We start from the raw sequence: 12,783 nt of genomic DNA on the forward strand, positions 1-12,783 counted from the left end.
AATCCAGATGAATTAATCTGGATTTGTTGCTTTTAGTTCTTTCGTTATTTTCAAAATCTTTTCGGCAAGATTACTCATCCAAATCAATTGCTCAATAACCATTTGTGCTTCCTGCATTTTGGCCTGACGCGTTTCTTTGTCAAGATCTTCATCTGTAGCCAAACGTGTAAAGTTTTTGCGTTTTAGTTCTTCAAATTGTAGCGTAACATCTTCTTTGTCAAAAAAAGTGTCTTTTATAATGGTTTCATTTTTTAAAATAGAAATCGACTGATCTAAATTAGATAAAATGGTTTTTATAATGTAGTTGAACGATTCTGAGGCTGATGTTGTTTGGTGCGACTGAATATAAGTTGATAAAGATGCTAAAGCAGAAAGTATCGAGTGATTTAAAACGACTAATTTATTGACTAACGGCAATGTTTTTTGTTTCGATTTTGGTTCCTGCATCATGCGCTGAAAAGAAGTCATCAAATTACCAATTTCTACAAAAGCATGTTTTCTGGCTAATCTATACGAAGTTGGAATTTCTCCTTTTTTATTATAATAATCAGCGATCTCTTTTAAATAATTTCTGTTTGCCCGAATAGAGTTTTCAATATGTATTGGTGTATTAATAAATTCCCAGGCTGGCCATAAAAACTGATTGGCTAAAAAAGCCAAAATAGCTCCCGCAAGCGAATCTAAAATTCTAAACTGAATTACTTCCACAACATCCGGTGTCAGAATTCCGTAAATAAAAACGACATACATCGTTACAAAAGTCGCACTGATTTTGTAATTGATTTGTGTAAATGAGATTCCAAGAAGCATACAAACAATAGAGAAAATGCTCAATGCAACATGATTTTGAACAACTGATACGATTCCGAAAGCTAATAATCCTCCTAAAATTGTTCCGAAAATTCTATTATAGGACCTTTCTTTTGTAAGTCCGTAACCTGGTCGCATGATCACGACAATCGTTAATAGAATCCAATAGACATTTTGAAACGGAAGAATCTTTCCAATAAGAAAACCAATCAAAATTGTAATAGTCAATCGTAATGAATGCCTGAAAATAGAAGATGAAAAACTTAAATTTTCAGTCAAAGTACGTAATGGATAATATTGTGGTGTAAGGAATTTTTCCAGCTCTTTATCTTTGTCTTTTAGTTTATAAGACTGCATGGCAAGTGAAAAAGCACGTTGAATGATTTTAATTTTACCAACCTGATTTTTAGCATATTTCAGCATATTGGTCAACATCAAAACTCCTTCTGAAGCTTCTTCTTTTCCTAATTTTTTTTCATAATCAAAAATGGCAAATTCCAAGGCGTCCAATTCATTTTTTAAATCATTCTTGTCTACATAAACAGCAATATGATGAACATTTTTAGAGAGCTTTTTTAATGTTGAAGCTAATTTGTAAGCTACATTTTGATAGGTGCGAAGTACTTCAGGATGTTTGGCAAATTTCTCATGAAGTTTGCTGTGATCAAATGAAGTGTATAAAGCAAGTTCCTGTATTTCTACCAAAGTAATAAAAACCAGTAACATTTTTCGGTTTTGGGCAGTGGATCCAGAAGTGTTTTGATTACCGATAAGCATCTTTCTTAAATCTTCATGAATCAAATTCAAATCGACCTGAACAGCTAATTGTTTTTCGATAATCGTCTCTCTATTCGCTTCAGGATTCCATAAATCACCTCTTAATTTTAGATATTTTGCGGTTAGTTTTATTCCTTCTGCAATCTGTAATTCTACGTATTTATAAGGTTGAATAAAATGAAAGACAAGTGATACAATTAAGTATAAAATACCTCCAATAAAAATAAAACCTGAATATTCAAAAGCCTCCCAACCAGTATGTAAATGTCCAAATGATAATGAGATTGATAATAAGGCAGAAAACGATACCAATGTGGCTCGTTGCCCGTAAACCGAAATCATAGAGCATAAAAACAACAAAAAACCTAAAAAAGGATAAAATAAAAAAGGATACGGATAAGCCAGATTGACTAATAAATTGACTCCCGAAACTATTATTGAAGCTACAATTAAACCTTTTATTTTATGACTTAACGAACTCGGAATATCACTCGGATAGGTATAAAAAGCGCCAAGAGCAATTGTAAAACCTATTTCAAAATGACCTAAAAAGTTTAAAATCAGCACAGGAACTACCGAAGCAATGGTTACTTTTGAGGCGTTTAAAAAAGAAGTACTGTTCGTGAATTTCGAGATGCGATCAAACATATGATGAGGTTTACTAACAAAGGTAAGAATTGTACGAATTAATTTGGCATAATTATAGCTGAGATTTTAACAGAGAGGTAAAAAATACAATTTAATATGTTGTTTAGAATTATTCGTTGACTATTTTTTACTATTTTTGCCAGCTGAATTATGGGAACTAAATTCAGGGTTTTCAGTAGATAATACATAAATTAATACAAATGATTTTACCAATTGTAGGATATGGTGATCCTGTTTTAAGAAAAGTGGGTGAGGCAATTACGCCAGATTATCCAAACTTAAAAGAAACAATAGCAAACATGTATGAAACCATGTACAACGCATATGGTGTTGGACTTGCTGCACCGCAGGTAGGTATGGCGATTCGTTTGTTTGTTATTGATACGACTCCTTTTAGCGATGATGAAGATTTGCCATCTGATGAACAGAAAGATTTAAAAGGTTTCAAAAAAACTTTTATCAATGCTAAAATTGTTAAAGAAGAAGGAGAAGAGTGGAGTTTTAACGAAGGATGCTTAAGTATTCCTGACGTTCGTGAAGATGTTTATAGAAAACCAACTGTTACTATTGAATATTGTGAAGAAGACTTTGTAATGAAAACAGAGGTTTTTGATGGTTTAATTGCGAGAGTTATTCAACATGAATACGATCATATCGAAGGTATTTTGTTTACAGATAAAATATCTTCTTTGAAAAAACGTTTGATTCAAAAGAAATTGAAAAATATTACTGAAGGTAAAACTTTTCAAGAGTATAGAATGAAATTTGCTGCTGCTAAAAAAGGAAGATAATTGTTCTGCAAAAATTAGAGCAAAATAAAAATATAAAAAGAAATTCTTAATACTAATTTTAATAAACATGAATTTAGATAAAATTTTAGCCATTTCTGGAAAACCAGGTTTATATGTATTGAAAGTACAAACTCGTACAGGTTTTGTGGCAGAATCATTAACAGACGGAAAAAAAATCACAGTAAACTTAAAAAGCAATGTAAGTTTATTATCAGAGATTTCAATTTATACATATGAAGGCGAAAAACCTTTGACAGAAGTAATGCAACGTATTGCTGTTAAAGAAAACAAAGGTCAGGCTATTTCTCATAAAGAAGATAATGCAACATTAATAGCTTACTTCAAAGAAATTTTACCTGAATATGATGAAGAAAGAGTTTATCCTTCAGATATTAAGAAAGTATTAAACTGGTATAATACACTTGAGGCTAAAGGTTTGGTTACTGATTTAGCTCCTGCTGCTGAAGAAGCGCTAGTAGCTGAAGAAAAACCAAAAAAAGCTCCTGCTGCTAAAAAAGCAAAAGCTAAAAAAGAAGAATAGTAGTTATACATTCAAATATATTAATCCTGTTGAGATGTTTTCTTGATAGGATTTTTTACTTTTACATCATTCGGTTTCAACCAAAAAAAACTTCAAAAATGAGCAAAGAACTTCAATTAAAAGCTTTCGAAAGATTATTAATTATCATGGATGAACTTCGCGAGCAATGCCCTTGGGATAAAAAACAAACTTTGCAGACATTAAGACATCTTACGATTGAAGAAACTTACGAATTAGGAGATGCTATTTTGGATAACGATCTAAATGAAGTGAAGAAGGAATTAGGAGATTTGCTCTTGCACATTGTTTTTTACGCTAAAATTGGCTCTGAAACAAATGATTTTGATATAGCCGACGTTTGCAATGAAATCTGTGATAAATTGATTCACCGTCATCCGCATATTTACAGTGATACTGTTGTTAAAGATGAAGAAGAAGTGAAGCAAAATTGGGAAAAACTAAAACTGAAAGAAGGTAAAAAATCGGTTTTAGAAGGAGTTCCAAGAAGTTTACCGGCTTTGGTAAAAGCTAGTCGAATTCAGGATAAAGTAAAAGGTGTTGGTTTTGATTGGGAAGAACCGCATCAGGTTTGGGATAAAGTTCAGGAAGAGCTGGAAGAACTACAAGAAGAAGTAAAATCTGGTGATCAGAATAAAATTGAAGCCGAATTTGGAGATGTTTTGTTCTCAATGATAAATTATGCCCGATTTTTAAATGTAAATCCAGAAGACGCTTTAGAACGTACAAATAAAAAATTCATTAAACGTTTTCAATATTTAGAAAGTAAAGCAGGCGAATTAGGAAAACCATTAATGGAAATGACTCTGGCAGAAATGGATATATTTTGGAATGAAGCCAAAAAACTATAATTAATCGGCTAATTTTTTAAGCGATTTTACATCTTTAAGTATTATTTTTTTACCAACCAGTTCAATAAATCCTGATTTGTTAAAGTCTGATAATAAACGAATACAGCTTTCTGTAGCAGTTCCTATCATTCCGGCTAATTCTTCTCTGGTTAGTTGTACTTTTAAAGTTTTATCTTCGTTTTCTCCAAAAAAGTTATGCAAGTAAAGTAAAGTTTCAGCTAATCGCTGTTTTACCGTTTTTTGAACTAATGCAATTTTATCATTTTCAGATTCTTTTAAATCTTCACAAACGGTCTGCATTAATTTCATGGAAAATTGGTTGTTGTTATTGAAAAAACCAATGATTTCAGATTTAGGAATAAAGCAAACTTCCATATCTGCTACTGCTTTTGCGGTTAAATTGGCAGGTTCATTACTAATCATAGAGCGTTGGCCTAATAACTCTCCTGATTTAACTAATTTTACAATTTGGTCTTTTCCGTTAGCACTAAGTTTAGAAAGTTTCCCAACTCCGTCTTTTACACAAAAAACGCCATTAGTTACTTCACCTTCTTCAAAAATAGCTTCACCTTTTTTTATTTTATAAGTTGTTTTGCTATTGGCTAATTTTATTACTTCTTCTTTATTTAAGGCTTGTAAAGAAGTTAGTTGTCGTACTATACACTGGTCACATTTATTCATGACAAAAGATTTTATGCAAAATTAACCATTATTCATATCTTAAAGCATAATAATTATATAAAAAAGATAAGAAATAATCTACGACTGTCATTTGCCTTTTTTTATTTCTTAAATTAGAATCATAATTTCTTAAAACGTGATAAATGTCATATTTATAGTCTTTTGCTATTTATAAACTTTGCAAAAGTTAAAAAAACAAATTATGAGTGAGCAAGGTTGTTTTCATTGTGGGTTAACCATTACCAAAAATGAAGAAATCAATTTTGATGGAAAAAAGTTTTGCTGTAATGGATGTAAAACGGTTTACGAAATTTTCAGTCTTCATGATTTGACTTGTTATTATGATTTTGAAAAATCTCCGGGTGCCACTCCGCAAGATATCAACGGTAAATATGATTTTTTAGAAAACGAAGTTATTCTTTCAAAAGTATTAGAATTTCAAGAAGGAAATACAGCTATTGTTTCTTTAAATATCCCTCATATACATTGCAGTTCCTGTATTTGGATTCTCGAAAACCTAAATAGAATTCAAAGCGGAATTAGTATTTCACAAGTTAATTTCCCTGAAAAAAAAGTTCGAATTACTTATAATTCTGATCTCATATCACTCAAATCCATTGCTTATCTTTTAAATTCCATAGGATATGAGCCCTATATAAGTTTAGAGAACTATGAAGCAGGTAAAAATAATGTAGACAGAAGTTTGACTTATAAACTTGGAGTTGCCTTTTTTTGTTTTGGAAATATTATGTTATTATCATTTCCGGAATATTTCGAAATCAAGGAATTTTGGCTGGATAATTATAAACCATTTTTTAGAATTCTGATTTTTTTATTAGCGTTGCCAAGCTTTTTATATTCTGCAAGTGGTTATTATGTTTCTGCTTATAAAAGTATCAAATCAAAAATGCTGAATATTGACGTTCCTATTGCATTAGGGATTATTGTGATGTTTGTACGCAGTACTTTTGATATTGTAATGAACTACGGATCAGGTTTTTTTGACAGTTTAACGGGTTTAGTTTTCTTTATGTTACTGGGGAAAATGTTTCAAATTAAAACTTATAGTTTTTTAAGTTTTGAGAGAGATTTTAAATCTTATTTTCCAATTGCAGTCACTAAAATTAATATTGATGCCTCAGAAGAGAGTGTGCCCATTTATGACGTCATAAAAGGCAATAGGTTATTGATTAGAAATCAGGAATTGATTCCGGTTGATGGTATTTTAATTAGTGAAAAAGCTGAAATTGATTATAGTTTTGTTACCGGAGAGGCTGTTCCTATTACTAAAAAATCAGGAGATAAAGTTTTCGCAGGAGGAAAACAAATCGGAAAAGTAGTAGAAATGGAAGTTTTATATTCTGTTTCACAAAGTTATCTGACACAGTTGTGGAGTAATGAAATTTTTCAAAAAAATGTAGAACAAAAACATAAAACAATTACAGATAAAATTAGTCGTTATTTTACCCCAATCTTATTATTAATTGCTTTTGCAGGATTTGGCTACTGGATTTTTATTGATGCCAATACTGCTTTTAATGTTTTTACAGCCGTATTGATTGTTGCATGCCCATGTGCGCTTGCACTGACTGCGCCCTTTACTTTTGGAAACATTTTGAGAATTATGGGCAGGCAGAAAATGTATCTTAAAAATGCTTTGGTTATTGAACAATTGGCCAAAGTTGATACTATAGTTTTTGATAAAACAGGTACAATAACAACGAATAATAAATCAAATATTGTTTATGAAGGAAATCCCATTTCAGATGAGAATTATACTTTTATAAAAAATGTATTGCGTGCTTCAAATCATCCGTTAAGCAGAATGTTATATGATTTTTTGCCAGATTCAAAACGAATAAAAATTGATGATTTTGAAGAAATAACTGGTAAAGGAATTTTAGCTTCAATTGAAAATAAAACAATTCAAATTGGTTCAGCAACATTTGTTGGCTATTCAGATTTAGATACTGAAGAAGTAGAAAAAACGGCGTTACATATCAAAATTGATAATGTATATTATGGTCAGTTTAATTTTCAAAATCAATATAGAGATGGTCTTGCAACGTTATTTTTAACACTAAGTAAAAAATATAAAATTAAAGTGCTGTCAGGAGATAATGATGGAGAAAGAGGTAATCTTGAAGCAATTTTACCAAAAGGTACTGAGCTTATCTTCAATCAGAAGCCCGAACAGAAACTAGAATTCATTAAAAACTTACAGAAACAAGACTATAATGTAATGATGATCGGTGACGGTTTAAATGATGCCGGTGCTTTGGCGCAAAGTAATGTTGGAATATCTATTTCTGAAAATGTCAATGTTTTTTCTCCCGCATGTGATGCAATACTGGATGCCACTGAATTTTCCAGACTGGACTATTTCTTAAAATTATCTCAAAAATCCATTTTGATTATAAAAATGAGTTTTGTCTTATCACTTCTCTATAATGTTATTGGTTTGTTCTTTGCTGTTACGGGTAATCTTCTTCCTTTAGTAGCTGCGATTATTATGCCTTTAAGTACAATTACAATTGTAAGTTTTGTTACTGTAATGTCTAACTATTTCAGTAACAGTAATTTAAAACGATTATAAATAATTGTAAATAAATTTTTATTAAATTTAACATACGCCTTTTACCATGATAATTATCATATTTTAAATGCCTGTAACCTATTAATTTTGTTAACATAAATTTAAGGTATGAGTGTAATTTATCTATTAATTTCAGTTAGTATTTTCGTAGCAATCGGCTTCTTCATTGCCTTTATCATCGCTGTCAAATCTGGACAATACGATGATGATTATACGCCTTCAGTCAGAATGCTTTTTGACGATGAAACCAAAATTACCCCTCAGAATAATAATTCACCAACCGAAGAAAAACAAGTATAATTATGGAAATAGAACAGTTTTACTACGACAACAAAATTGTAAAAAAATTCATTTATGCCACTATTCTTTTTGGAGTAGTAGGTATGTTAGTGGGGCTAACCCTTGCGGTTATGTACCTTTTTCCCAACATGACAGATGGGATTTCATGGCTGAGTTACGGACGACTAAGACCATTACATACAAATGCGGTAATTTTTGCCTTTGTAGGTAATGCTTTTTTTGCTGGTTTGTATTACTCACTTCAGCGATTGCTAAAGGCCAGAATGTTTAGTGATTTTTTGAGTAACTTACACTTTTGGGGCTGGCAATTAATTATAGTAGCGGCAGCTATAACATTACCATTAGGATATACTTCTTCAAAAGAATATGCTGAACTAGAATGGCCTATTGATATTGCAATTGCATTAATTTGGGTAGTAATGGGCATCAATATGATTGGTACTATGTTACGAAGAAGAGAAAGGCATTTGTATGTTGCAATTTGGTTTTATTTGGCCACATTCGTAACAGTTGCAGTTCTGCATATTTTTAATAATATCGAACTACCAGTCTCTGCGTTAAAAAGTTATTCAGTCTATGCCGGTGTTCAGGATGCCTTGGTACAATGGTGGTACGGTCATAATGCGGTTGCATTTTTCTTAACCACTCCGTTTTTGGGTCTGATGTATTATTTTATTCCCAAGGTAGCAAATCGACCTATATATTCTTATAGATTATCTATTATTCACTTTTGGTCTTTAATTTTTATTTATATCTGGGCTGGTCCTCATCATTTATTGTATTCAGCCCTGCCAAACTGGGCTCAAAATTTAGGTGTTGTATTTTCAATAATGCTTATTGCTCCATCTTGGGGAGGTATGATCAATGGACTTTTAACTTTAAGAGGTGCCTGGGATAAAGTTCGTGAAGAACCAGTTTTAAAATTCTTCGTTGTTGCAATTACAGGTTACGGAATGGCAACTTTTGAAGGACCAATGCTATCTTTGAAAAATGTAAATGCTATTGCGCATTACACAGATTGGATTATTGCACACGTACACGTTGGTGCTTTAGCATGGAACGGATTTATGTCTTTTGGTATTATTTACTGGTTAATTCCCCGAATGACAAAAAGTACTTTATTCTCAAAGAAATTAGCCAATTTCCATTTCTGGATTGGAACTTTAGGGATTATTTTATATGCATTGCCAATGTACGTTGCAGGTTTTCAACAAGCTTCTATGTGGAAACAATTTAATCCTGATGGGACTTTAACTTATGGAAACTTCCTTGAAACAGTTACTGCAATCATGCCTTTATATTGGATGAGAGCAATAGGAGGAACTTTATATCTGGTTGGGATGCTGACATTGGTTTACAATATTATAATGACAGTTAAAGCAGGTGAAACTATTGAAGATGAATTGGCTCAGGCTCCAGCCTTACAAAGAATAAGTAGCAATAGGCTTAATGGCGAAAAATTCCATACTTGGTTAGAAAGAAAACCAATTCAATTGACCATTTTGGCAACAATTGCTATTGTAATTGGAGGAGTTATTCAAATTGTACCAACAATAATGATAAAATCTAATATTCCGACTATTTCAAGTGTAAAACCATATACACCACTAGAACTTGAAGGCCGTGATTTATATATCAGAGAAGGTTGTGTAGGCTGTCACTCACAATCAGTTCGTCCATTTAGAAGTGAAGTCGAACGTTATGGGCCACAATCAAAAGCAGGGGAATTTGTGTATGATCATCCATTTTTATGGGGATCAAAACGTACTGGTCCGGATTTATTAAGAGTTGGTGGAAAATACAATGATAACTGGCACTTTAATCATTTTTGGAATCCACAAAGCACTTCTGCAGGTTCAATCATGCCAGGCTACAAATGGTTATTTGATAACAAGGCAATGGATCTTTCATTGACTCAAAAGAAAATGCAGGCTATGGTTTCACTTGGTGTACCTTATACAGCAGATGAAATTGCAAATGCTCAAAAAACATTGAGAACTCAAGCTTTATCGATAGAAAAGAGCCTGGAAAACGATCCTGACTTTGTAAAAAGTTATAAAGACAGTAAGAGCAAGGCAGCTGCAAAAGGAGAGAAGTTTGTTCCAATGAATGAAAGAGAAATTGTTGCTCTGATTGCTTATGTACAAAGACTTGGAACAGATATTAAAGTAAAAGAAACTGCTAAAAAATAAAGCCATGTTTGAACAGATAAAACACAATATGGAGAATATATCGGGTATAGAAATTTACCCGATCCTGTCTCTCTTAATTTTCTTTTTCTTTTTTGTGGGATTAGGCTTTTGGGTATTCTCCTATCAAAAGGATAAAATTAAAGAGATGAGTGAAATTCCTTTAAATGAAGGACTTGGTGTAACTTCAAAAGATAAATAAAATGAAAAAGTTTTTCCCGGCATATGTAAGAGTACCATTGTTTTTTTTCATTGGTTTTGCTTTGATGGAATATTGTATAGATTCTGGAGATAAGCCAGCTTTTATAAAATATCCAATGGTTTCTGTTTTTTTGTTTGTATTTCTATTTATCCTGATTGCTATTGAAATTACATTGAACGCTGTTAATCGTGTGATGTATCAATTGATGACACCTGAAGAAAAAGCAAAATTAAATTATGAAAATAGTTTGAGTTTAAAGGAAAGTACCTGGTTTAAAGACCTAATGCAAAAGCTTACTAAAACACAGCCAATTGAAAAAGAAGGTGATCTGTTATTGCATCATGATTATGATGGAATTAAAGAATTGGATAACAATTTGCCACCATGGTGGGTATATTTATTTTATATCACTATAATTTTTGGAGTTATCTATCTTGCCCGTTTTGAAATTTTTGGAGCTGACAATCAAGAAATGGAGCTTAAAAAAGAAATGGCACAGGCAAAAATTGATGTGGATGAGTATTTAAAAACAGCTCCGGATTTAATGGATGAAAAAACGGTTGTTTTACTTACTGATAAAGAAAGTTTAGAGGCTGGTAAAGAAATTTTTACAACCAATTGTGCAGCTTGCCACAGGGCAGATGCCGGTGGACAAATTGGCCCAAACTTAACAGACGATCACTGGATTCTAGGTGGAGGAATTAAAAATGTTTTTCATACGATTACTAATGGAGGCCGTGATGGAAAAGGAATGGTTTCCTGGAAAACAAACGGTATGAAACCAAAAGAAATTCAAAAAGTGGCAAGTTATATATTGTCTTTACAAGGCAGTAAGCCTAAAGATCCGAAAGAACCTGAAGGAGAAATCTGGACAGATGAAAGTGCTCCTAAAGATACTGCAACTAAAACACCAGATAGTACAGAAGTTAAAAAATAATAATCATAATCATGTCAAATTTACCAGACGAAGCTTTTAGAGATACCATCGGAACTATTGATGAAGGCGGTAATCGAAAATTTATTTTCCCTAAAAAACCGTCTGGTAAGTTCTATGGTTATCGAAAAATGGTCAGTTATGTTTTGCTGGCTATTTTAGTTGCAAATCCGTTTATAAAGATAAATGGTAATCAATTTATGATGTTCAATGTTATGGAACGTCGTTTTAATATTTTTGGTTTTCCGTTCTGGCCTCAGGATTTTTATCTTTTTGTAATATCGATGCTCGTCGGTGTTGTTTTTGTGATTTTGTTTACGGTTGTTTTTGGTCGAATATTTTGCGGCTGGATTTGTCCTCAGACTATTTTTTTAGAAATGGTTTTCCGTAGAATTGAATATTGGATTGATGGGGATCGTGGTGCACAATCGCGTTTAGCGCGCCAGGAATGGAATGCTGAAAAAATCCGAAAAAGACTTACTAAATGGACAATCTTTTTTCTAATTTCTTTTGGTATAGCTAATGTCTTTTTAGCCTATTTAGTTGGTAGTGATGCATTATTTTTAATGATTGAACAAGGACCAATTAAGCAATCAAGCAATTTTATAGCACTACTAATCTTTACAAGCGTTTTTTATTTTGTTTTTGTTTGGTTTAGAGAACAGGTTTGTATAATTGCTTGTCCATATGGAAGATTACAAGGTGTACTTTTGGATAATAAATCTATTAATGTAGCCTATGATTTTGTTCGGGGAGAAAAGGAAGCAGGGCGCGCTAAATTTAATAAAAAAGAAGATAGAGCTACCGCAGGAAAAGGAGATTGTATTGATTGTCACCAATGTGTGCACGTTTGCCCAATGGGAATTGACATTAGAAACGGAACACAATTAGAGTGTACCAATTGTACCGCCTGTATTGACGAATGTGATGCAATAATGGAAACAGTAGGTTTGCCTAAAGGCCTTATTCGTTATGCTTCTGAAGATGAAATAGCAAAGAAAGAACCTTTTAAATTCACAGCGAGAATGAAAGGTTATACAGCTGTATTATTCATTTTGCTAAGTGTTTTCGTGGGAATGTTGTTTTTACGAACGAATGTTGAGGCTATTATTTTGCGTTTACCGGGACAATTGTTTCAGCATAAAGGTGATAAAATAAGTAATGTTTATACTTATAAGATTGTAAACAAAACAATGAAGGATTACAATGATATTCATTTTGAATTGATTGAACAAAAAGGTGAAATTAAAAATGTTGGAAAAAAACATTTTAAAATACAAAAAGAAGGTATTTCTCAAGGGACTTTGTTTATAGAAATTAACGAAGTTCTTTTAGAAAGTGATAAAACAAAAGTTAAGATTGGGGTTTACAACGGCAAGGAATTGCTTGAAACTACCACAACAAACTTTTTAGGTCCACGTAGTTTTAATTAAAAATAATACCAC

General features: G+C 32.1%; 11 protein-coding genes. 9 read left to right on the forward strand and 2 right to left on the reverse strand.

Annotated features, from left to right (window positions below; translation table 11 throughout):
* Window positions 1–12 precede the first annotated feature (12 nt).
* Window positions 13–2,235 (reverse strand): FUSC family protein, encoded by a 2,223-nt coding sequence (locus AC1RRN_RS01900; protein ID WP_492965665.1) that lies wholly within the window; start codon window positions 2,233–2,235, stop codon window positions 13–15.
* A 200-nt stretch (window positions 2,236–2,435) separates the two neighbouring features.
* Between AC1RRN_RS01900 and def the strand changes: the two genes are divergently transcribed.
* The 3 genes from def (at window position 2,436) to mazG (ending at window position 4,436) form a co-directional block, all read left to right on the forward strand.
* The gene (def, locus tag AC1RRN_RS01905; protein WP_026982144.1) at window positions 2,436–3,026 is read left to right on the forward strand and encodes a peptide deformylase; all 591 of its coding nucleotides are present in this window, start codon (window positions 2,436–2,438) and stop codon (window positions 3,024–3,026) included.
* Window positions 3,027–3,093: 67 nt separating this feature from the next.
* On the forward strand, window positions 3,094–3,567 hold the full coding sequence (locus tag AC1RRN_RS01910) for a DUF5606 family protein (RefSeq protein WP_492965666.1): 474 nt from the start codon (window positions 3,094–3,096) through the stop codon (window positions 3,565–3,567).
* 98 nt (window positions 3,568–3,665) lie between these two features.
* A complete protein-coding gene (gene mazG / locus AC1RRN_RS01915) occupies window positions 3,666–4,436 on the forward strand; it encodes a nucleoside triphosphate pyrophosphohydrolase (RefSeq protein ID WP_492965667.1) in 771 nt (256 codons plus the stop codon).
* Here mazG and AC1RRN_RS01920 read toward each other — a convergent pair whose 3' ends face one another.
* Window positions 4,437–5,117, reverse strand: a complete 681-nt coding sequence (locus AC1RRN_RS01920; protein WP_492965668.1) for a Crp/Fnr family transcriptional regulator — start codon at window positions 5,115–5,117, stop codon at window positions 4,437–4,439.
* A 202-nt stretch (window positions 5,118–5,319) separates the two neighbouring features.
* Here AC1RRN_RS01920 and AC1RRN_RS01925 point away from each other — a divergent pair, with 202 nt between their 5' ends.
* The 6 genes from AC1RRN_RS01925 to ccoG all read left to right on the forward strand — a co-directional run bounded on the left by AC1RRN_RS01925 (window position 5,320) and on the right by ccoG (window position 12,771).
* Window positions 5,320–7,713, forward strand: a complete 2,394-nt coding sequence (locus tag AC1RRN_RS01925) for a heavy metal translocating P-type ATPase (protein WP_492965669.1) — start codon at window positions 5,320–5,322, stop codon at window positions 7,711–7,713.
* Window positions 7,714–7,821: 108 nt separating this feature from the next.
* Entirely contained in the window at window positions 7,822–8,013 is a 192-nt protein-coding gene (ccoS, locus tag AC1RRN_RS01930; protein WP_026982149.1) for a cbb3-type cytochrome oxidase assembly protein CcoS, read from the forward strand.
* Between the two features lie 2 nt (window positions 8,014–8,015).
* Window positions 8,016–10,205: a cytochrome-c oxidase, cbb3-type subunit I gene (ccoN, locus tag AC1RRN_RS01935; protein WP_492965670.1), complete on the forward strand. Its 2,190-nt coding sequence runs from the start codon at window positions 8,016–8,018 to the stop codon at window positions 10,203–10,205.
* A 4-nt stretch (window positions 10,206–10,209) separates the two neighbouring features.
* Complete coding sequence (locus AC1RRN_RS01940) at window positions 10,210–10,404, forward strand: cytochrome c oxidase subunit IV (RefSeq protein ID WP_026982151.1); 195 nt, start codon at window positions 10,210–10,212, stop codon at window positions 10,402–10,404.
* A gap of 1 nt (window position 10,405) precedes the next feature.
* A complete protein-coding gene (locus AC1RRN_RS01945; RefSeq protein WP_492965671.1) occupies window positions 10,406–11,341 on the forward strand; it encodes a cbb3-type cytochrome c oxidase N-terminal domain-containing protein in 936 nt (311 codons plus the stop codon).
* Window positions 11,342–11,352: 11 nt separating this feature from the next.
* Window positions 11,353–12,771, forward strand: a complete 1,419-nt coding sequence (ccoG, locus tag AC1RRN_RS01950) for a cytochrome c oxidase accessory protein CcoG (protein ID WP_492965672.1) — start codon at window positions 11,353–11,355, stop codon at window positions 12,769–12,771.
* Window positions 12,772–12,783 lie beyond the last annotated feature (12 nt).

The organism is Flavobacterium sp. GW821-FHT11G01 (genome assembly GCF_058808175.1).